Annotated in this window: 19 protein-coding genes; 8 read left to right on the forward strand and 11 right to left on the reverse strand. The window is 61.0% G+C overall.

Annotation, left to right across the window (positions count from 1 at the left end; translation table 11 throughout):
* Positions 1–151 precede the first annotated feature (151 nt).
* The 3 genes from ACQY5P_RS12690 (at position 152) to ACQY5P_RS12700 (ending at position 5,102) form a co-directional block, all read left to right on the forward strand.
* Positions 152–1,696: a YifB family Mg chelatase-like AAA ATPase gene (locus ACQY5P_RS12690; protein WP_428407237.1), complete on the forward strand. Its 1,545-nt coding sequence runs from the start codon at positions 152–154 to the stop codon at positions 1,694–1,696.
* A gap of 121 nt (positions 1,697–1,817) precedes the next feature.
* Positions 1,818–3,689, forward strand: a complete 1,872-nt coding sequence (locus tag ACQY5P_RS12695; RefSeq protein WP_428407238.1) for a response regulator — start codon at positions 1,818–1,820, stop codon at positions 3,687–3,689.
* A 63-nt stretch (positions 3,690–3,752) separates the two neighbouring features.
* A complete protein-coding gene (locus ACQY5P_RS12700; protein ID WP_428407239.1) occupies positions 3,753–5,102 on the forward strand; it encodes an AmpG family muropeptide MFS transporter in 1,350 nt (449 codons plus the stop codon).
* A gap of 10 nt (positions 5,103–5,112) precedes the next feature.
* On the opposite strand, the gene ACQY5P_RS12705 is transcribed toward ACQY5P_RS12700, so the two are convergent.
* Complete coding sequence (locus ACQY5P_RS12705; RefSeq protein WP_428407240.1) at positions 5,113–5,478, reverse strand: hypothetical protein; 366 nt, start codon at positions 5,476–5,478, stop codon at positions 5,113–5,115.
* Between the two features lie 174 nt (positions 5,479–5,652).
* On the opposite strand from ACQY5P_RS12705, the gene ACQY5P_RS12710 reads away from it, so the two are divergent.
* The gene (locus ACQY5P_RS12710; protein ID WP_428407241.1) at positions 5,653–6,648 is read left to right on the forward strand and encodes an adenosine kinase; all 996 of its coding nucleotides are present in this window, start codon (positions 5,653–5,655) and stop codon (positions 6,646–6,648) included.
* Here ACQY5P_RS12710 and coaE read toward each other — a convergent pair.
* The 4 genes from coaE to ACQY5P_RS12730 are packed head-to-tail and all read right to left on the reverse strand — an operon-like array spanning position 6,645 to position 9,581.
* On the reverse strand, positions 6,645–7,247 hold the full coding sequence (gene coaE / locus ACQY5P_RS12715) for a dephospho-CoA kinase (RefSeq protein WP_428407242.1): 603 nt from the start codon (positions 7,245–7,247) through the stop codon (positions 6,645–6,647). The genes ACQY5P_RS12710 and coaE overlap by 4 nt on opposite strands.
* A complete protein-coding gene (locus tag ACQY5P_RS12720) occupies positions 7,244–8,098 on the reverse strand; it encodes a shikimate dehydrogenase (RefSeq protein ID WP_428407243.1) in 855 nt (284 codons plus the stop codon). Before ACQY5P_RS12720 ends, coaE begins: the two co-directional genes overlap by 4 nt.
* On the reverse strand, positions 8,098–8,700 hold the full coding sequence (locus ACQY5P_RS12725) for a Maf family protein (RefSeq protein ID WP_428407244.1): 603 nt from the start codon (positions 8,698–8,700) through the stop codon (positions 8,098–8,100). Before ACQY5P_RS12725 ends, ACQY5P_RS12720 begins: the two co-directional genes overlap by 1 nt.
* Positions 8,701–8,705: 5 nt before the next feature.
* Positions 8,706–9,581, reverse strand: a complete 876-nt coding sequence (locus tag ACQY5P_RS12730) for a pyruvate, water dikinase regulatory protein (protein WP_428407245.1) — start codon at positions 9,579–9,581, stop codon at positions 8,706–8,708.
* A 422-nt stretch (positions 9,582–10,003) separates the two neighbouring features.
* On the opposite strand from ACQY5P_RS12730, the gene hemE reads away from it, so the two are divergent.
* The 3 genes from hemE (at position 10,004) to ACQY5P_RS12745 (ending at position 12,089) form a co-directional block, all read left to right on the forward strand.
* A complete protein-coding gene (gene hemE / locus ACQY5P_RS12735; RefSeq protein ID WP_428407246.1) occupies positions 10,004–11,038 on the forward strand; it encodes a uroporphyrinogen decarboxylase in 1,035 nt (344 codons plus the stop codon).
* Positions 11,038–11,484, forward strand: coding sequence for a protoporphyrinogen oxidase HemJ (hemJ, locus tag ACQY5P_RS12740; protein WP_428407247.1), 447 nt, complete (start codon positions 11,038–11,040; stop codon positions 11,482–11,484). The genes hemE and hemJ overlap by 1 nt, the downstream gene beginning before the upstream one ends.
* A gap of 107 nt (positions 11,485–11,591) precedes the next feature.
* The gene (locus ACQY5P_RS12745; RefSeq protein WP_428407248.1) at positions 11,592–12,089 is read left to right on the forward strand and encodes a hypothetical protein; all 498 of its coding nucleotides are present in this window, start codon (positions 11,592–11,594) and stop codon (positions 12,087–12,089) included.
* Positions 12,090–12,107: 18 nt separating this feature from the next.
* Here ACQY5P_RS12745 and ACQY5P_RS12750 read toward each other — a convergent pair whose 3' ends face one another.
* Positions 12,108–12,641, reverse strand: a complete 534-nt coding sequence (locus tag ACQY5P_RS12750; protein WP_428407249.1) for a hypothetical protein — start codon at positions 12,639–12,641, stop codon at positions 12,108–12,110.
* A gap of 278 nt (positions 12,642–12,919) precedes the next feature.
* On the opposite strand from ACQY5P_RS12750, the gene rho reads away from it, so the two are divergent.
* A complete protein-coding gene (gene rho / locus ACQY5P_RS12755; protein ID WP_428410659.1) occupies positions 12,920–14,176 on the forward strand; it encodes a transcription termination factor Rho in 1,257 nt (418 codons plus the stop codon).
* Between the two features lie 5 nt (positions 14,177–14,181).
* On the opposite strand, the gene ggt is transcribed toward rho, so the two are convergent.
* The 5 genes from ggt to ACQY5P_RS12780 form a co-directional block, all read right to left on the reverse strand.
* Positions 14,182–15,960: a gamma-glutamyltransferase gene (gene ggt / locus ACQY5P_RS12760; protein ID WP_428407250.1), complete on the reverse strand. Its 1,779-nt coding sequence runs from the start codon at positions 15,958–15,960 to the stop codon at positions 14,182–14,184.
* A gap of 85 nt (positions 15,961–16,045) precedes the next feature.
* Positions 16,046–16,204, reverse strand: a complete 159-nt coding sequence (locus ACQY5P_RS12765; protein ID WP_428407251.1) for a hypothetical protein — start codon at positions 16,202–16,204, stop codon at positions 16,046–16,048.
* Complete coding sequence (gene cydB / locus ACQY5P_RS12770) at positions 16,197–17,234, reverse strand: cytochrome d ubiquinol oxidase subunit II (protein WP_428407252.1); 1,038 nt, start codon at positions 17,232–17,234, stop codon at positions 16,197–16,199. Before cydB ends, ACQY5P_RS12765 begins: the two co-directional genes overlap by 8 nt.
* 15 nt (positions 17,235–17,249) lie before the next feature.
* Complete coding sequence (locus tag ACQY5P_RS12775; RefSeq protein ID WP_428407253.1) at positions 17,250–18,650, reverse strand: cytochrome ubiquinol oxidase subunit I; 1,401 nt, start codon at positions 18,648–18,650, stop codon at positions 17,250–17,252.
* Positions 18,651–18,751: 101 nt separating this feature from the next.
* Positions 18,752–19,624: a hypothetical protein gene (locus tag ACQY5P_RS12780; RefSeq protein ID WP_428407254.1), complete on the reverse strand. Its 873-nt coding sequence runs from the start codon at positions 19,622–19,624 to the stop codon at positions 18,752–18,754.
* Positions 19,625–19,638: the final 14 nt, after the last annotated feature.

Consider the following 19,638-nt stretch of genomic DNA (forward strand, 5'->3'; position numbering starts at 1 on the left):
AATCGCCCTTCTAAGGCGAATCGCAGCGAAAGGCCGAGAGGGTTTAGCTAAAAACTTTGCAACAAACACTTGTGGAAAAAGCTGCGGCGCCCGCAGCTTCCCTAACGGGTTTGTTCCTGATATGTTCTGGTGAACAGAGGGAGAGCCCCGCATGGTCGCTCAGATAACCACCTTCGCCTTTCACGGCGTCGACGCCCGGCCGGTGACCGTTCAGGTCCAGCTCACCAATGGCAACAGCAATATTTTTTCCGTTGTGGGCCTGCCCGACAAGGCGGTTTCCGAAGCGCGCGAGCGAGTGCGCGCGGCCCTCTCCGCCGTGGGCCTCGGCCTGCCGGTGAAGCGTATCACCGTCAATCTGGCGCCGGCGGACCTTCCCAAGGAAGGCAGCCATTTCGATCTCGCCATCGCCCTCGGCCTCCTGATTGAAATGGGCGCCGCGCCTCATGACGCCGGGGCGGGCTTCGCCGTGATGGGCGAATTGGGCCTCGACGGATCCATCGCGCCCTGCGCCGGGGCGCTGCCTGCCGCGGTCGCTGCGAACGCCATGGGGCTCGGTCTCATCTGCCCCGCGGCGAGCGGCGCGGAGGCGGCATGGGCGGGCGGCGACGCCGCGATTTTGGCGCCGAAATCATTGATCCAACTCGTCAACCATTTCAAAGGCGCGCAGGTTTTGTCGGCCCCCAAGCCCGGGGCCCTCGAATCCCCTGCGGCCATACCCGATCTCGCTGATGTCAAAGGCCAGGAGACCGCCAAGCGCGCCCTCGAGGTGGCAGCCGCGGGCGGGCACAACCTCTTGATGGTGGGGCCGCCGGGCGCGGGCAAATCCATGCTCGCCGCCCGGCTCCCGGGTTTGCTGCCTCCCTTGTCGCCCAAGGAAATGCTCGAGATCTCCATGGTGCAGTCGCTGGCGGGCCTGCTCGAAGGCGGCCGGCTGACCCGCGCCCGGCCGTTTCGCGCGCCCCATCATTCAGCATCCATGGCCGCGATGATCGGCGGCGGCGTGCGCGCCAAACCGGGCGAGGCGTCGCTCGCCCATCACGGGGTCCTTTTCCTTGATGAACTCCCTGAGTTCTCGGCGCCGGTTCTCGATTCTTTACGCCAGCCGCTGGAGACCGGCGACGTGCTGATCGCCCGGGCGAATTTCCATGTCCGCTATCCGGCGCGGTTCCAGCTCGTCGCCGCCATGAATCCCTGCCGCTGCGGTTACGGCAAGGCGTCGGGCCGGGCTTGCGGCAAGGGCCCAAATTGCGAGGAGATCTATCAGTCGCGGATTTCCGGGCCGCTGCTCGACCGCATGGACCTGACCATCGAGCTTCCCGCCGTGACGCCCGCCGACCTGGCTGCGCCGGCTTCCGGCGAGACGACGGCAACCGTTGCGGAACGGGTCGCAGGCGCGCGCGCGGCTCAAACCGCCCGCAGTGGCGAGGGCAAATCGAATGCGGCGCTCTCCGACGCCGAACTTACGAAAATCGCCGCGCCCGATCAGGACGGGGCGAGCCTCCTCGCCCGCGCGGCGGAGGCGCTCGGTCTTTCCGCGCGCGCCTATACAAGAACGCTGCGGGTCGCGCGCACCCTCGCCGATCTCGACGGCGCCGGCGGCGTCAAGCGGCGTCACATTGCGGAAGCTGTCAGTTTCAGGAAAGCATCGGAACGCAACGCCGTCCCAGCGGTCCCGCGCGCCGACGCGATCCCATAACGCTTTGAGCCTGCGCGAATTTCGGATGAATTTATCATCCTAATTAACCAAGTCCATCAACCATTTTTCAAGGCCAAGAGACGATGCTGAACCCAGTCTGCGTAACGGGGTTTCACTGTCAATGCCGCAAGCTGGATCGCACAAGAGCGCTTCCTCAAATTCCATCCGTGAACTGATCGCCGTCTGCGATGGCGATGGCGTCATCCGTTTCGTCTCGCAGAGCTTTGCACGCTTTTTCGGCGCGCCCGCCCCGTCATGGCATGGCCGCGCCTTTGCGCCCGGCGGCAATGCGGCGGAACCCGGCGCGCCGGCCGCCTACCGCACGGAAGCGCGCGCCGGCGAGCGCGCCTTTATCGTCGACTGGACCGAGACCGTTCTTTCCGGCGGCGAGCGCCTTTATGTGGGCGCGCCGCAAAGCGCCGGCGCCGATACCGAGACGCAGGGCGGCGACAGCGGCAAAGACGGGCCGAAGCTGCAATTTCTCGCCACCATGAGCCATGAAATGAGAACGCCCCTCAACGGCATTCTCGGCATGACATCGCTTCTCCTCGACACGGGGCTGGCGCCCAATCAGCGCGCCTACGCCGAATCCGTGCGCGAGTCCGGCGTCGCGCTCCTCGCGCTCATCAACGACCTTCTCGATTACTCGAAGCTCGAAGCCGGCCGCATTGACATCGAACGTTCCGCCTTTTCACCGCAGACGCTGATCCAGTCGGTCGCCGAACTTCTCTCGCCAAAGGCCGCCGACAAAGGCATTGAGATCACCGCCTATGTGGACGGCGCCGTGCCCGCCGAACTTTACGGCGACGAAGCGCGGCTCCGCCAGGTTCTCATCAATCTCGCCGGCAATGGCGTCAAATTCACCGATGAAGGCGGCGTCGGCATCGAGGCGAGGCTCGTCTCCGCAGAAGACGGGTCCGCTCAGATCGCCTTTTCCGTGCGCGATACGGGCGTCGGCATTCCCGAAGACAAGCAGGCGGCGATCTTCGATGAGTTCGCGCAAGGCGACGCGTCCGGCGAACGCAAACGCGAAGGCGCAGGCCTCGGTCTCGCCATCGCCCGCAAAATTGTGCGCGCCATGAACGGCGACATCTCCCTCGCGAGCCGCCCCGGAGAAGGCAGCGCCTTTACGTTCACTGTGGAACTTGGCTTTGACGGCGACGCGCCCGAAAAGCCGCAGCCCTTTGAAACCCCCGTGATCGTTGCGACCCGATCCGGCGTTCTTTCGCGCAGCCTGCAATTGCAGCTGGCCGCCATCGGCGCGGAAAACGTCATCGCCGTGACGACGCCCGCCGCCGCCCTTTCCGCCATGGGAGATCATCCGGGCGCAGTACTTCTTTGCGACATCTACATCGCCGGTGAAAGCGCGCAGCCGCTGGCCCGCAAGGCGTCGCGGTCTTATGTTCTCCTGTCGCCGCTCGCCCGGGGCCGCATCAACGAGCTCCGGGAGGCGGGCTTCGACGGCTATTTCATCAAGCCGATCCGTCAATCCTCCTTACACAAACAATTGGCTGACGATGTGGAGGGGGCGCCGGCGATGAAGGAGCCGCAGGCTGCGCCCGCCGATAAGGCAGACCCCGCGCCTTCCTCCGGCGCCAAGACCTTCCGCGTGCTTCTCGCCGAGGACAACCAGATCAACGCCGTCCTCGCCACCACGATCATCAAGCGCGCCGGCCATCTCGTCGACATCGCCAATAACGGCGCCGAAGCGGTGGAGGCCTGCGAAAACGGCGAATATGACCTTATCCTCATGGACATGCACATGCCCCATGTGGACGGGCTCGAAGCCACGCGGCGCATCCGCAAACTGGCCGGCCCCATGCGCAAGGCGCCGATCATCGCGCTCACCGCCAACGCCATGGCCGCCGACCGCCAGAAATGCCTCGCCGCCGGCATGGACGACTTTTTGTCGAAGCCGTTCGAGCCATCGGACCTCACCGCGCTTCTGACCAAATGGGGCGGCTGCGACAGCGAATGGAGTGAGGCTTCGTAACAGTCCTCAGCTTAACGCATCTCGCCTTTCTTTCGTCGAAAAACGCCAGTAGCGTCGCGCGCCATGACTGAACCGCAAGCCGCGCCCGATACGGGCGAGAAGAAAACACTCCTCGGATCGCTATCGGCGTATGTCCGCGCGCGCAGCCTCGTCATGCTGCTGCTCGGTTTTTCCGCCGGCCTTCCGTTTTACATGATCTACCAAAACCTTTCGCTCTGGCTCGCCGAGGCCGGCGTCGAGAAAGGCGAGATCGGGCTGTTCGCCTGGACGGGCTTTGCGTTTTCTTTCAAGTTTCTGTGGGCCCCCGTTGTCGATCGCGCCCCAGTGCCCCTTCTCGAAAAACTAGTGGGACGGCGTCGCGCCTGGATGGCCGCGGCGCAGATCGGCGTGGCGCTGACGCTTCTCGCCATGTCCATGGCCAATCCCGCCGGCAATTTGTGGATTGTCGCCGCCATCGCCGTCGCCATGGCCTTCGCCGCCGCGACACAGGACATCGCCATCGACGCCTGGCGCATCGAGGCCGCGACCGATGAAGAACAGGGCGTCATGGCGGCGATGTATCAATATGGCTATCGCGTCGCGATCATGGTCGCGGGCGCCGGGGCGTTGATTGTCGCCGACAACATCAACTGGCCCGCCGCCTATCAGACCATGGCGCTTCTGATGGGCGTCGGATTTCTAACGGCATTGTTCGCACCCAAGGTTGAGGTGCGGGAATATGTTCCGCCGCCCAAAGCCACTTTCAGCGAAACCTTGTCAAAGTCCGTCATCGGACCGTTTCGCGATTTCTTCGAACGTTATGGCGTTCATGCGCTCGTCATCCTGCTTTTCATCGCGCTTTTCCGAGTGCCCGACTTCCTCATGGGATACATGACCGGGCCGCTTTATATCGACCTCGGCTATGACAAGACGACCATCGGCGCGATCCGTTCCGGCGCCGGGCTGTTCGCGACCATGGGCGGGGTCTTTTTCGGCGGGCTTTTAGTGTCGCGTGTCAGCTTCAAATGGAGCCTTCTCATTGGCGTTCTCGGACAGTCGCTGACCAATCTGATCTATAGCTGGCTGGCGCTTTCCGACGCGACGACCGGCGGCCTCGCTTTTGCGGTCATTGTCGACAACATCGCCTATGGCGCGGCGGGGACGATCCTCATCGCCTATATGTCGAGCCTGACAAACACCGCCTTCACAGCGACCCAGTACGCGCTTTTCAGCTCGTTTTATGCCCTGCCCGGCAAATTCGTCGGCGGGTTTTCCGGCTTCATGGTCGAAGGCGTCGGCTTCGCGTGGTTTTTCGCCATCACGGCGCTGGTGGGGGTTCCGGCGGCGATCCTCGTCTTCTTCCTGAAATATTCAGAAAAGCGCTTCACCATCGACCGCAAGGAAGCGACCGCGGAACTGACCGCCGCTGACTAAACCGTTCTAATTAACCCGCTGCGAGACAGGCGTTGAGATCGGGCTTTTCGGTGTTTGACGTCGTCGCCGTTGCATCCACATGGGTGACCTTCGGAACGCCCAGTTCATCCGGGTACAGAATGACGATCAGCGTGCAGGTCGTCAGCGCATAACGGCGGTACTCGCCGGTTCCTTCACGCCGGGTCAGGGCCGGATTGCCGAACATGTCGTCCAGCTTTGCGGCGCCTGCGCCCTGAATGTCGCCAAGCACATAAACCGGAGCCGCTGGCGCGGCCGGCGTTTTTTGTGCGGGTGACGCCTTTTGTTCCGGCGCCGAGGCGCACGCGGCGGCAAGGAGCATCGGCATAAGCGGCGTCAGGCGGCGTGTGGTTTTCATGGAACTACTCATAGAGCGGCATCAATAACCGATGATTAAGCCCGCCCCCGCATGTCATCAAGCGGCTTTCCCGTGACAACGCAGAAAGGCGGCCGGGAAAGCCGTTCGGGTTGCGCGCCCCTCCGCCGCTTCCTATAAGCGCCCGCGACGATAAATCTCGCCAAAGGAAATTTCATGACCGCATCTCTCGACGTCATCGGCGTCGGCAACGCCATTGTCGACGTTCTCGCCAAGGCGGACGACGCCTTTCTCGCCGCCCATTCAATCCCCAAAGGCGGGATGATCCTTATCGACGAGGACCAGGCGAGCGAGATCTACGGCGCCATGGCTGCGGGCGTTGAAATTTCCGGCGGGTCGGCCGCGAATTCCATCGCCTGTATTGCGTCGCTCGGCGGCAAGGGCGGTTTTGTGGGCAAGGTTTCGGCCGACGCGCTGGGCGAGATTTTCCGCCACGATCTGCGCTCGCTTGGCGTCGAGTTCGATACGAAACCGTTGGAATCGGGTCCCGCCACCGGCCGCTGCCTCGTCAACGTGACGCCGGATGCGCAACGCTCCATGACCACTTTCCTTGGCGCCGCCGGCCTCGTTTCTCCGGATGATATCGACGACAGTCAGATCGCCCGGGCAGAAATAACCTTTTTTGAAGGCTATCTTTTCGAACAGCCCGTGGCGCGCAAGGCGTTCGTGCGCGCCTGCGCTATCGCAAAAAGCAAAGGCAAGCGCACGGCGCTGACCCTTTCCGACGCAAGCTGCGTCGACCGCCAGTTCGACGAGCTGCAGCAATTCATTCCGCAGCATGTGGACATCCTTCTCGCCAATGACCGCGAGGCGGAAACCTTGTTCGGCTCTGATGACTTGAACGTCATCGCGGAAAAAGCGCGCAAGCTTTGCCCGCTCACCGCTGTGACGCTGTCGGAAAAAGGATCGCTCCTGATCCCGCGCGACGGCGACGCCGTGAAGGTGGCCGCTGTAAAACCGGAAAAACTTGTAGATACGACCGGCGCCGGCGACGCCTATGCGGCGGGGCTATTGTTCGGACTGGCGCGCGGCTTTGAGCTGGAGAGCGCCGGGGCGCTCGGCTCTCTGGCGGCGAGTGAAGTCATCAGCCATTTCGGGGCCCGACCGGAACAGTCTTTGAAAGCGTTGGCGGAAAAGGCGGGGCTTCTCTAAGTCCCAGACGCCTTTTGCAAGATTTCGCCATAGACAGCGGTGGCCTGCGCTCGGGTTTCCTCGAGCGAAAGCCCGGTGTCGATGATATAATCTGCACGCTGACGTTTTTCGGCGTCCGGCGTCTGCAGCTTCAGGATCGCCTCGAATTTCGCTTCGGTCATGCCGGGGCGCGCCAGCACGCGCTTGCGCTGCACCTCCGCCGGAGCGCTGACAACAACGGTCGCGTCGAAAAACTTTTCCGTTCCGTTTTCGAACAATAGCGGAATGTCGAGCACGACGGCGTCGGCCCCCGCCTCGGCCGCGGCGAGCATAAACGCTTCGCGGTCTTGAGCGACCAAGGGGTGGACGAGCCCCTCAAGCTTCGCCAGCGCTGCCGTGTCGCCAAGAACAATTCTCGCAAGCGCTGTGCGATCGACGGCGTGGTCTATCACCGCGTCTGGAAAAAGGCTCGCGACAGCGTCAACCGCCGCGCCGCCTTTTGCATATAATCTGTGTACGGCGGCGTCAGCGTCCCAGACCGCGGCGCCGAGATCGGCGAACATTTTGAGGACTGTGGATTTTCCCATGCCGATGGAGCCGGTAAGACCGATGCGGATCACGCCCTGCCTCGCCGTTTCAATTCTTTCACAAGCTCCGACCGCAGGTCGTCATCGACAATCGCCTCCCCGCCGAACCACATGCGGAAGCCCGGAACCGCCTGATGCATGAGCATGGCGAGGCCGTCGACGGTTGCATGGCCTTTTGCTTCTGCGTCTTTGAGGAGCGCGGTCTTCAGCGGCGCATAAACGATGTCGGCGACGAGAGCGGAAGGATCAAGCCCGCTCAAATCAAGCTCGAGCGGCGGCTGGCCGGTCATGCCGAGGCTGGTGGTGTTGACCAATACGTCAATATTTTCAAGCGTTTCCAAACGCTTTTCCCAGTCGATAACGGCAAGGTCGAAAGCGGCACCCAACTCTTTTGCGCGTTCGAGGGTGCGATTAGTAATGCGGATGTCGGTCAGTCCTAGATCCTTGAGTGCGAGCACGACTCCGCGCGCCGCGCCCCCGGCGCCGAGCACCAGCGCAGACGTTCCGGGCTCAGCGGTTTTTTCCTGCACCGCCTCTGCAAAACCGGTGATGTCGGAATTTTCCGCTTTCGCGCTGTCGTCTGAAAAAGTCAGCATATTCGCTGCGCCTGCGGCCTTGGCGGTTTCGCTCGCTTCGCCAGCGTAACGCAGCGCGTGTTCCTTATGCGGGATCGTCACATTGACCCCAGCGAAGCCTACAGCGCGCAAGGCGTCCATGGCGCGGACGAAATCGTCATAGTTGGCAGGGACGTCTATGGGAATGTAATGGCCTTCGATCCCGACGCGCTTCGCCCAGATCGTGTGGATGATTGGCGACAGGGAATGGCTCACCGGATGTCCCGCGACGCCAGCGAGAATAGGCGTTTTTGGAGGATCGCCCGCCATCAGAATTGAATCGCCCCTTCCCGGCGCAACAGGTCGAGAAGCGGATAGAGCGAAAGGCCGAGGACGGCGAAGTGATCGCCTTCGATGCGCTCGAAAAGACGGCTGCCGAGCTTTTCAACCTGATAGGCGCCGACAGAATGAAGAATGTCAGGCTCGCAGGCGGCCAGATAGGCATCGATTTCCGCCTCGCTCAATTTGCGCATCACCAGCTTCGGGCGATCAAGATTGCGCCAGATGATGTTGCCATTGCGGGCGACAGCGATGGCATTGATCAGCGTATGCGCAGCGCCTTGGGTTTCCACCAGCCGGGCTTTCGCCTCCTCCATGCTTGTGGGCTTGTCATAGGCGCGCCCGCGGAATTCCATGATCTGATCGGAGCCGATGACGATGGCGTCGGTTTTCGCGGCCACATCCATGCACTTCGCCTCGGCGAGCGCCATGGCGAGGCTTTCAAGGTCGAGGCCATCGCGTTTGCCCTGCTCCTTGATGATGTCCTCGTTGACATCGGGCTTCATCACTTCGAACGGCACGTCCGCAGCGGATAGGATCGCGCGGCGGATGGCGCTGCCGGAAGCGAGGATGATGCGGGGGGCGTCGGTCATTCTTTCTATTGGTTCTGCCGGGCTGAGAGCTTGGTAAGGATCGCGGCCGCCGTCTCCTCCACCGATTTTCGCGTCACGTCGATCACCGGCCAGCGATGTTTCGCAAAAAGCCGTTTCGCGCGCAGAACCTCCTGACGGATCAGTTCAAGATCGGAGTAATCCTCAGCGGCGTCACCTGCGTTAAGCCCGCCAAGGCGGGATTCCCTGATTTGCGAGAGGCGCTCCGGGCTCGCCACCAGGCCAACGATGAGAGGCTTTCTCAAACTGAAAAGTTCCTGCGGCGGGTCAGCCGTTGGCACAAGCGGGATATTCGCCGCTTTGACGCCGCGGTTCGCCAGATACATGCAGGTCGGCGTCTTCGATGTCCGGCTGACGCCCACCAGCACCACATCCGCCGTCTCGAGATCCCAGGTCATTTGCCCGTCATCATGGGAAAGCGTGTAATCGAGCGCGCCGATACGCTTGAAATACGCGTCGTTGAGCTCATGTTGGGCGCCGGGCCGCGCAGTCTGTTCGAGACCGAGATAATCCTTGAAAGCGTGAAGCAGCGGATCGAGAACGGAGATCGCCGGCGTCTGCAATTCACTGCAGCGTATTTCCAAGAGCCTGCGTAGCTCCGGATTGATCACGGTGTAGAGGACGAGCCCGGGAGACGCTTCGATCTCCGCGAGCGTCTTTTCCATCTGCGACCGCGACCGGATCAATGCATAGATATGCTCGAGCGGTTTCGCGGCGGCGAATTGCGACGTGGTTGCTTTCAGCATGGCGTTCAGGGTTTCCCCGGTCGAATCCGAAACGAGATGCACATGGAAAAAGGTCGCGATCGGCTGCGATTTGCGCGCCGCGCGTTTTTCCTGCGCCTTCGTCGTCGTTCCTGTCATCGCCTGCTTGAACTTTCCCTGAATTCAGACCTGTCCTGTGGAACTATAGGGGAAACCCCGGGGTTTCTGCGACCCGCTTTTCAGGCGCGCCCAAAACTCCCGAGTCATACCGGTCTGGCGCCCAGACCCCTCTGCAAAGTCATACTGGTCATACTTTCTTCACCACAAGGGCAAAGTCCACGGGATGAATCCAGTTTCCGTAGTCATCCCCGCAAAAATTCCGTTGATGGATGCGGCGTTTGCGACGCTTTTCAACATCCATCTGATCTTTTATTCCTCAGGGAAAATCCTGTGGGTCTCCTTACGAAATTCATCGGATAAACGCCGCCTCTTCTCTTTTCCCCGGTTTCCCGCCTGACTCTTCATATTAACCCTTTATTAAGAATCCTTTATAGAAGGTTAAGAAGGACCGTTCGCAGCTTATGACGACAGACTCCAAATTCCTGCGAACCTTTGAAGGCGAAATCTTCGCTTCTCCTCCAATCTGGTTCATGCGGCAGGCGGGCCGCTATCTCCCGGAATATCGGGAGCTTCGCGCCAAAGCCGGTTCTTTCCTCGATCTGTGTTTCAATCCCGAGCTGGCTTCGGAAGTGACCTTGCAGCCGTTGCGGCGCTTCGATCTCGATGCAGCGATCCTCTTTGCGGATATTCTCCTCATTCCTCATGCGCTGGGACAGAAGCTGAGCTTTGTTGAGAATGAAGGACCGCGGCTCGAGCCGCCGGTTTCCATGAAGGATCTTGATGCATTTCGAGAACGCGATGTCGTAAAGGGCCTCTCAGCGGTCTTTGATACGGTGTCGAAGACGAAGGCTGGTCTAGCGCCGGATAAGGCGCTGATCGGCTTTGCAGGGGCTCCCTGGACCGTTGCGACCTATATGCTGGCCGGGGGTCCGATGAAGGATCCCGGCGTTTTGAGGAAGCGTCTCTACCAAGAGCCGGATTTCGTCGACGGGCTCATCGACATCCTGACGGAGAAGACAGTCGATTATCTCCTGGCGCAGATCGACGCGGGTGCGGACGCTGTGCAGCTTTTCGACACTTGGGCCGGCGGCCTTCCTTGGCCGGTCCTCGACCGCGTCTCAATCCGGCCCCTCGACCAAATTTCAAAAGCGATCAAGAAAGCACGGCCGCATGTGCCGGTGATCCTGTTTCCTAAAGGGGTCGGGGAAAAGGCGCTGGATTATGCGCTGCTTCAGGGCTGCAACGGGTTCGGCATCGACTACGCCATGGACCCCGCCTGGGCGCGAGCGAACCTTGCCGAGCGCGTCGTCATACAAGGCGGGCTTGACCCCTTGTTGACGATCACCGGGGGCAAAGCCATGGAAGACGCCGCCGAGACCTATCTGAAGCTTTTCCACGACGTTCCCTATGTCTTCAATCTCGGCCATGGCTTCACGCCGGAAACCCCGCCGGAAAATGTGGCGGCGCTGGTGAACTTCGTCAGGAGAAACGGCTGATGGGGGAATTCCTCTCCGGCATCTATTTGTGGATCAAGTCCGCCCATCTGATCTTCGTCATCGCCTGGATGGCGGGGATGATGTATCTGCCGCGGCTCTTCGTTTACCAGCACCAGTCGGAGAAAGGCGGCGAGGCTGAGCGCTATTTCATCCAGATGCAGCGACGGCTGTTGAAAGGCATCATCAACCCTTCGATGACCCTTGTCTGGGTCTTGGGGATTTTGATGCTGATTGCCAATCCGGCGATCCTATCCCAGGGCTGGTTTCATGTGAAGCTGACCCTGGTCGTCGTCGTCTCGGCGATTCACGGTTTCTATGCGTCATCGCGCCGGAAATTCGAAAAGGGCGAGCGCCCGCGCACAGAAAAATTCTGGCGCATCATGAACGAGGTTCCGTTCCTCGCCCTCATTGTCATCGTCATCATGGTGATCGTGAGACCTTTTTGAGGATCTCAGCGCGGTTGACCCCGTTGGGGAAACGTTCCGCCGAAAGTCCTGTTTTCCAGGAAAGCTCCTCGCGCTAGCAAAACTTTCCGCAATCTCGGGAGGAAGGCATGAAGCCTGCTGGAACCATATTCGCAGTCGCTATGCTTGCTGCAGCCCTTTCAAGCTCTGCATTGGCGGAAGATGCGCTTCTGCCTGACGTCATCAAATGGGGCGCGAGCGCGGCTGAAGTGGAAACGGCGCTGGAAGGCAAATGCGCAAACGGTTTTATCAATCGCCCCATCGATCCGCCATTTCTCCCCAATAACCCCGTAAAGCAGGTCCAAATCGATTGCGACGGGCTGGAGTTTCTGGGCGCGCCCCGTTGGACCGAGTTCGTTATCGGTGATGACCGCTTGCAGATGGTCTGGATCATGGTGGAAGCGGACGACAAGCTTGCCGCCATTGAGGCGCTGAAGGACGCGTATGGGGCGCCGTCACATGAGACGCCGATGTTTGTTGCTTTTACTCAAAACCGCGCAGCCTGGCGCGAAGAGCCGCCGGAATTTCTTTTTTACAGCAAAGAACTCGCTGAACCGATGAGCGCATGGTTCGATAATCCGCAATAAAGATCGCACCGGAGGGCGCTATTCGATGCGCTGGAAGGCCTGCCAGTGATCGTTGATGCGGCAGAAGGCAGAGACATCGCCGGCGCCCTTGTTTTCCTCAAGCCAGTGAAAAGCCGCGTCGCCGCATTCATCGAAGGCCCGCATGTTTTCCGCAGCCTGCGCGAAAATCATGGGCTCGCTGAAATAAACGAGGCTCACCGTGTTCCAGTGATCGCCGGATTGGTAGCGCCACAAGACCACATCAATCTCATCTTTCCCGGTGTCGCCGATGGGAAAGAAATCGATAAACTCCACCGGAATATCGGCGCGGAGAAATTCCAGGAAATCCGCATCCATGGGATCGGCCTTCGCAGGATCGCGCGCAGGAATGCGCGTGAAATCCTGATAAGGACCGGGATAGGCGGCGCGGACCGACTGTAAGAGACCTTCATTGGCGTCATAAAGCGACGCAGCGTCGAGCAACGTATGGCCCGGCGCATCGCGGCCGCAGGCGGCGGCGAGAAGGGCGGCGGCGATCGCCGCAACTGGAGATATGGACCTTGGACGACCCATGGCGGCTCCGGCTGGACGGTCCATTACAGACGATAACCGGTAAACAGGTCTTAAACATGAAAGCCGCAGGAAAAGCGTGTTTGCCGCGTCCGCCCTTGATCTCGATCATTGACGGCGGGGACTTTTCGCCTATATCGTCCTTCAACTTTCCTTTTCAGCGCCGCCCGGCCCGAAAGCCGTCGCCCGCGCGCCCCGTAATTCCATTGCCGGCTCCCTCCGTCCGCCCCGTCCGGGGCGGCTTCCTTCCCGATTGAGGCCTTTCCATGCTGCCCAAGACCATGACGCTCGACGAGCTCAAAGAAAAAACCCCCGCGGAGCTCCTTGCTTTCGCCGAAGAGCTTGAGGTCGAAAACGCCTCCACCATGCGCAAGCAGGATATGCTGTTTGCAATCCTCAAAGAGCTCGCCGATCTTGAAGTTGAAATCCATGGCGGCGGCGTTCTGGAAGTCCTGCCTGACGGGTTCGGTTTCCTGCGCTCTCCCGACGCCAATTATCTGGCGGGTCCCGACGACATCTATGTCTCGCCGAACCAGATCCGCCGCTTCGCGCTTCGGACCGGGGACACGGTGCAGGGTGAAATCCGCAGCCCCAAGGACGGCGAGCGCTATTTCGCGCTCCTCAAAGTCCACACCATCAATTTCGAGGAGCCGGAAAAAGCCCGGCACAAGGTGCACTTCGACAACCTGACCCCGCTCTATCCCAATGAGCGGCTGAAGATGGAGATCGAGGACGAGAAGACCAAAGACCTTACCGCGCGGGTTATCGATCTCGTCGCGCCGCTCGGCAAAGGCCAGCGCGGCCTTATCACCGCGCCGCCCCGCACCGGCAAGACCGTCATCCTCCAGAACATCGCGCATTCGATCGCGACAAACCATCCGGAATGCTATCTGATCGTGCTCCTGATCGACGAACGCCCGGAAGAAGTGACCGACATGCAGCGCTCGGTGAAAGGCGAGGTCGTCTCCTCGACCTTCGACGAGCCGGCGACGCGTCACGTTGCGGTCGCTGAAATGGTGATAGAGAAGGCGAAACGCCTCGTCGAACATGGCCGCGATGTCGTGATCCTGCTCGATTCCATCACCCGCCTCGGCCGCGCCTACAACACGGTGGTGCCGTCCTCAGGCAAGGTGCTGACCGGGGGCGTCGACGCCAACGCCCTGCAGCGGCCGAAACGCTTCTTCGGCGCCGCGCGGAACATCGAGGAAGGCGGCTCGCTCACCATCATTGCGACGGCGCTGATTGAGACCGGTTCGAAAATGGACGAGGTCATTTTCGAGGAATTCAAGGGCACCGGCAACTCGGAGCTTATTCTCGACCGAAAGGTCGCCGACAAGCGCACCTATCCCGCGATCGACATAGCGAAATCCGGCACGCGGAAAGAAGACCTCATCACGCCGAAGGGCGACATGCAGAAGATCTTCGTCCTGCGCCGCATCCTCGCGCCCATGGGCACGTCGGACGCCATCGAGTTCCTCATCGACAAGCTGAAGCAGGTGAAATCGAACCGCGATTTCTTCGACTCGATGAACACCTAACCCGTTCAGTATCCCGCAACGGTTCCGTCCTTGCGCATTTCGGTCGCGCCGGAATAAACGCCGGTTTCCGGGTCGCGAATGATCGCCTGATAGCCGCCGAAAACAAGGCCGTTATCGACCATGTTGACCTTGTGGCCCATCGCTTTGAGTTTCGCGACGGTTTCCGCCGGCACGCCAGGCTCAATATCGATTTGTCCAAGAGGGTCGCCGTCTGGACCGGCTGATGTGCGACCGCCGGAATGATGGAAGCGTGCGGCGTCGCCCGCCTCCTGCACATTCATGCCGTAGTCGATCATGTTGACGAGGACCTGAACATGGCCCTGAGGCTGCATGCCGCCGCCCATGAGGCCGAAAGACATGAACGGTTTGCCGTCTTTCATCACGAAAGCTGGAATGATCGTATGAAACGGCCGTTTTCCGGGCGCATAGGCGTTCGGATGATCAGGATCGAGAGAGAACAATTCGCCCCGGTCCTGCAGCATGAAGCCGAGCCCGTCCGGCGCTAATCCTGAGCCCATGCCGCGATAATTGGATTGGATCAAGGAGACCATCATCCCGTCCTTGTCGGCGACAGTGAAATAGGTGGTGTCGCCCTCGCCGTCGATGGACGCCGGCGGCGTTCCCGGCGCGGGATCGGTCATCGCCTTCTTGGGATCGATCAGCGCGAAACGCTCTGCGCCATACTCATCGGACAACAGCCAGTCGATGGGAACATCTACAAAGGCTGGATCGGCGTAGAACTTCGCGAGGTCTTCAAAGGCGAGACGTTTCGCCTCGACCATATAATGAAACACCTCTGCGGATGCGCGCGGCCATTGCGTCAGATCCACGTTTTTTAAGATGTTGAGCATCTGCAGCGCTGCGAAGCCCTGACCGTTGGGCGGCAATTCGCACACGTCATAGCCTTTGTAGTCGACGCAGCCCGGCTCCACCCATTCGGCTTCATGCGCGGCGAAGTCTTCATAGCGGAGATCGCCGCCAATGCGCTTCATATAGGCGTCGATGGTTTGCGCGATTTCTCCTTCGTAAAAGGCTTTTCGGCCTTTTTTGGCGAGCAGCCGATAGGTCTCAGCGAGGTCCGGATTTTTGAAAATCTCGCCGGCCTTCGGTGGACCATCGGTGAACCAGATGGCGCGGGCATTGTCGAACTCGTCGATCATCGGTTCAAGTTCTTCAAAGCGCGCAAGATTGTATTGCATGTAAAAGGCGATCACCGGCGAGACGGGAAACCCGTTTTCCGCGTAACCGATGGCGGGTTCCAAAATCGTCCGCATGGGGAGCTTTCCGAACTTCTCATGCAGCGCGAACCAGCCGCTCGCAGCGCCCGGAACGCTCGCCGGCAGATGGCCGAGCGGGGGAATGCCCTTGCCTTCGCCCATGATCGCGGCCGCTTTCGCCTTGGTTTCCTCAAGCGTCCGGCCCATGGGCGCGCGGCCGGATGCGTTGAGGCCGTAGAGCTTTTCGGTCTTCGGGTCCCAGACGATGGCGAAAAGATCGCCGCCGAGGCCGCAGCCCGTGGGCTCCATCAGCCCCAGCGCGGCATTCACCGCAATCGCAGCGTCCGCAGCGCTGCCGCCTTTCTTCAAAATGTCGATCGCGATCTGGCTGGCCAGGGGATGGGCTGTCGCGGCTATGCCATGCTCCGCGTAGACGGGGCTGCGTGACCAGTCCGCGTCAATCGGGCGCCCGCCCGCGCCGAGCGTCGGCTCTTGCGCAAGCGCCGTGCTGGCGCAGGCGCATAAAAGCGCGGACAGAAAAGCCGCCTTGCTGATTATGAAAGCCATGATGCGTCCCCTCCGGTCTGGACCAGACCGGAGGCTCGCATGTGTCATCCGGAGGGACAAGCCTGAGGCGCTTTCCGCAGCCTGCCTATCCCATAAACAGGATTGCGCGCAGGAAATAGGACGCGCCGGCGACGACGATGAGACCGGACAATGCGAGCGCCGCGAACCAGAGAAGCCGCCGGGCGAGCGGCGCCTGCTTTTCATCCTCCGTAGGCGGAGCAACAGGTTTGAAGGGATCAGCCATGATAGCCGTCGCCGGGCTTCACTTTTCCCCAGAACAGGGAGTAGACATAGACCGTGTATATCAGGATCACCGGCAGCATGACCGCCGCCCCGGCGAGCATCAGCCCCAGCGCATTGTCCCGCGCCGCCGTCTCCCAGATCGTCTTGGCGAAGGGAACATTATAAGGGACGAGCGAAATGGCGAGCCCGAGATAACCGGTGAGAAACACACCGGCGCTTAAAAGATAAGGCCGCCAGTCAGGCGCCTTTTCCGGCTTCATCACAATGTCGCGCCACAGCCAGGCGATGAGGCCTGCGGTAACGATGGGGATCGGCGCGACCTTGATGAATTTCGCAAAGTCGATTGCATCCATGGAAACGCCCCAGCGTTCGGTGACGCGCGGATCGATGGAGAGGGTCGCAAGGCTCACCGCCGCCATGGCGAGCGTCGCGCCGAGCAGCGCCCGGCGCGCCCACTTGCGCGCCCCTTTTTGTGTTTCGCCTTCGGTTTTCAAAATCAGCCATGAAGCGCCGAGGAGGACATAACCGATCACGACGGACGCAGCGGTCAGAACCGAAAACGGCGTCAGCCAGTCGAACGGTCCGCCCGTATAAGCGCGGCCTTCAACTTCGACGCCCTGCACGAAGGCGCCGAGAATGAGTCCCTGCATAGCGGCCGCCGCAAACGATCCGCCCGCGAAGGCGCCGTTCCAGAACCGTTTCGTTGTTTTACGCACCGCCTTGTGCCGGAATTCGAACGCGACGCCGCGAAATATCAGCGCCGCCAGCATGATGATCACGGGCAAATAAAAGGCGGGCATCAGGATCGCATAGGCGAGCGGAAACGCCGCAAAAAGCCCGCCGCCGCCAAGCACCAGCCAGGTTTCGTTGCCGTCCCAGACGGGCTCGATAGTCGCCGTCATCATGGAGCGCTCTTCCTCGTCATCGGCGAAGTGGCAGAGCATGCCGACGCCGAGATCGAACCCGTCGAGCAGCACATAGAGCATGACAGCGACGGCGATGAGCCCGGCCCAGATCAGCGGCAGATCCATGGTGCGCCTCCTCTTCTAGCCTTCGTCTTCGGCGGTTTTTGCGGGCTCGTCGACGGCGCCCATGGGCGACCCCGGCGCCCGCCGTTCTTCCTCCGGCGGTCCCGCGGGCTCGTCGTCAAAACCCCTTGTGGCGATGCGGCCCATATAGACGACGCCAGCGGTGAAAACGATGGCGTAGACGATCATGAAGATGAGCAAGGTCGCGCCTACCTGTTCGGCGGCGACGGGGGCGACGCTATCCTCTGTCCGCAACGCTCCGTATACGGTGTATGGCTGGCGTCCGACCTCGGCCGTAACCCAGCCGGCGATGACCGCGACAAAGCCGAGCGCGCCGCCGGGGATTGCGAGCCAGTGGAAAAGACCGGGCGCTTGAATGCGGTCCCTGCGCCACAGCCACAGACCCCACCAGCCGATAGCGAGCATTCCGAGCCCTGCGCCCACCATGATCCGGAACGCCCAGAAAGTGATGAAGACCGGCGGCCGGTCTTCCTTCGCGAAGTCCTTGAGGCCGCGGAGCTCCTCCGCGCCGGGGAAGAGATAGTCGCTGGTGTTGGGAATCTCGAGCTTGAAATGCGTTGTTTCGGCGTCTTCATCGGGGATGCCGAAGAGGATCGTCCCTTGTTTCTCCGACGTCTCCCACCAGCCTTCCATGGCGGCGACCTTCGCGGGCTGGTGATGATGCGCCACCTCGCCGGACCAGTGGCCGGCCCAGATCTGCAGCGGCATGAGGAGCGCCAGCGTGCCCGCCGCCATGCGCATCTGATAACGCGTCGGCTGTGTGACCCGGCCGCGCAACACCTGCACCGCGCCCGCGGCCATCACCACGGCGGCGGTGGTGATATAGGCGGCGAGCATCATGTGCACGAACCGCGACGGAAAACTCGGGTTGAAAATCACCTCGAGCCAGTCGGTTGCGTAGAATTTCCCTTCGGCGTCGATGGCGTAACCCGCCGGCGTCTGCATCCAGCTATTGGCGGAGAGAATCCAGAAAGCCGAGATCGTCGTGCCGATGGCGACAGCGCAGGTGGCGATGAAATGCAGCCGCCGTCCGACGCGCTTCCAGCCGAACAGCATGACGCCGAGAAAGGTCGCTTCGAGAAAGAACGCCGTAAGCACTTCGTAACCGAGCAGGGGACCGATGACCGAGCCTGCCTTGTCGGCGAAGACCGACCAGTTGGTGCCGAATTGATAGCTCATGACGACGCCGGAAACGACGCCCATGGCGAAGGCAAGGGCGAAGATCTTCACCCAGTGCAGATAGAGCCTCAGGAAAACGTCGCGTTTCGTTTTCAGCCAGAGCGCCTCGCACACCGCCAAAAAGGAAGCGAGCCCGATCGTGAAAGCGGGAAACATGATGTGAAACGCGACGACAAAGGCGAATTGCAGCCGCGACAGGATCAGCGCATCCAGTTCCATGAAGAGGCCCCGTTGCTGTGGCCTCCTGTCTACGCTCTTTCAGGGTCGAGGCAACCGGCGCAGGACGCCGCAGGGACGCGATGCCGCGCCTTTTGCGGCGGTCATTGGTCGGTCATGAACTCGCGGAACAGCGCATAGACGTAGCGGTCATGGGCGCCGACGGGAAAGCCGGCCATGAACTGTTCTTCAGTCAGCCATTTCTGAGCGAGGCCTTCTTCGGGCGGCCAGACATTATCGGCGCGATCACACAGATAGGCGCAGCATATGATTTCGAGCCAGTCGAGATATTTATGGTCGACCGCGCCCTCGAGGGTCAGCGCCTGGACGATGGCGCTTTCGTTGAACTCATTGGATACGTTCAGCCAGACTTTCTTCCGTCGCGCCATCCACAGTTCCTCAAGCTTCTTCGCCCGAGGCGGCGGGTCCCGCATCATGCTGTAGCCCGGCAACCGCCATTCATAGCCATGGGATAGCCCGCGCGGGTCGGGTGCAAATCGGTCCGAAGGCGCGGCGACGCCGGGAAGATCGTGGCGTTCCACAAGGATGTTCGATTCCTCGTCCAGGACCAGACAAACGCAATAGACGGCCTTGGTGATGATGCTTCGCGGCGCAGGAATCGAAACGCGTGGCCGCTTGCGGTTGAATTTCCAGCCAAGAAAATTTTCGATGTCGTCCATGGCGCAGTCGGCCTGTCCGCGTACGAAGGCTTCCTTGTCATGCAGCGCCGCCTCGATGATCGGCTTCACCATCTTCTCGTCGAGTTTTCTAAGCGTGCGTGAGAGATGACCGAAGCCCAGAATCGCGTTGCCGCGCACATAGGTGTCCGGATGTGCGGAGAGCGCGATGCAGATCGCTTCCACGACCACATCGTCCGGCGGATACATGGATAGGTCGATGGGCATATACCGCAGATAATCAAGCGGCGTTTTCACGGGTTCATCCTCGACGGGTATTGTCTGGTCGTTTTCGGTCATCACTGTTCTTTTCG

Source organism: Hyphococcus sp., assembly GCF_965267305.1.
Taxonomy (GTDB): Bacteria; Pseudomonadota; Alphaproteobacteria; order Caulobacterales; family Parvularculaceae; genus Hyphococcus.

Excerpts from the sequence above, each read along its gene's own strand:
- ACQY5P_RS12690 (WP_428407237.1), top strand. The coding sequence starts at position 152 with ATGGTCGCTCAGATAACCACCTTCGCCTTTCACGGCGTCGACGCCCGG.
- ACQY5P_RS12695 (WP_428407238.1), top strand. The coding sequence starts at position 1,818 with ATGCCGCAAGCTGGATCGCACAAGAGCGCTTCCTCAAATTCCATCCGT.
- ACQY5P_RS12700 (WP_428407239.1), top strand. The coding sequence starts at position 3,753 with ATGACTGAACCGCAAGCCGCGCCCGATACGGGCGAGAAGAAAACACTC.
- ACQY5P_RS12705 (WP_428407240.1), bottom strand. The coding sequence starts at position 5,478 with ATGAAAACCACACGCCGCCTGACGCCGCTTATGCCGATGCTCCTTGCC.
- ACQY5P_RS12710 (WP_428407241.1), top strand. The coding sequence starts at position 5,653 with ATGACCGCATCTCTCGACGTCATCGGCGTCGGCAACGCCATTGTCGAC.
- ACQY5P_RS12720 (WP_428407243.1), bottom strand. The coding sequence starts at position 8,098 with ATGGCGGGCGATCCTCCAAAAACGCCTATTCTCGCTGGCGTCGCGGGA.
- ACQY5P_RS12725 (WP_428407244.1), bottom strand. The coding sequence starts at position 8,700 with ATGACCGACGCCCCCCGCATCATCCTCGCTTCCGGCAGCGCCATCCGC.
- ACQY5P_RS12730 (WP_428407245.1), bottom strand. The coding sequence starts at position 9,581 with ATGACAGGAACGACGACGAAGGCGCAGGAAAAACGCGCGGCGCGCAAA.
- hemE (WP_428407246.1), top strand. The coding sequence starts at position 10,004 with ATGACGACAGACTCCAAATTCCTGCGAACCTTTGAAGGCGAAATCTTC.
- hemJ (WP_428407247.1), top strand. The coding sequence starts at position 11,038 with ATGGGGGAATTCCTCTCCGGCATCTATTTGTGGATCAAGTCCGCCCAT.
- ACQY5P_RS12745 (WP_428407248.1), top strand. The coding sequence starts at position 11,592 with ATGAAGCCTGCTGGAACCATATTCGCAGTCGCTATGCTTGCTGCAGCC.
- ACQY5P_RS12750 (WP_428407249.1), bottom strand. The coding sequence starts at position 12,641 with ATGGGTCGTCCAAGGTCCATATCTCCAGTTGCGGCGATCGCCGCCGCC.
- rho (WP_428410659.1), top strand. The coding sequence starts at position 12,920 with ATGACGCTCGACGAGCTCAAAGAAAAAACCCCCGCGGAGCTCCTTGCT.
- ggt (WP_428407250.1), bottom strand. The coding sequence starts at position 15,960 with ATGGCTTTCATAATCAGCAAGGCGGCTTTTCTGTCCGCGCTTTTATGC.
- ACQY5P_RS12765 (WP_428407251.1), bottom strand. The coding sequence starts at position 16,204 with ATGGCTGATCCCTTCAAACCTGTTGCTCCGCCTACGGAGGATGAAAAG.
- cydB (WP_428407252.1), bottom strand. The coding sequence starts at position 17,234 with ATGGATCTGCCGCTGATCTGGGCCGGGCTCATCGCCGTCGCTGTCATG.
- ACQY5P_RS12775 (WP_428407253.1), bottom strand. The coding sequence starts at position 18,650 with ATGGAACTGGATGCGCTGATCCTGTCGCGGCTGCAATTCGCCTTTGTC.
- ACQY5P_RS12780 (WP_428407254.1), bottom strand. The coding sequence starts at position 19,624 with ATGACCGAAAACGACCAGACAATACCCGTCGAGGATGAACCCGTGAAA.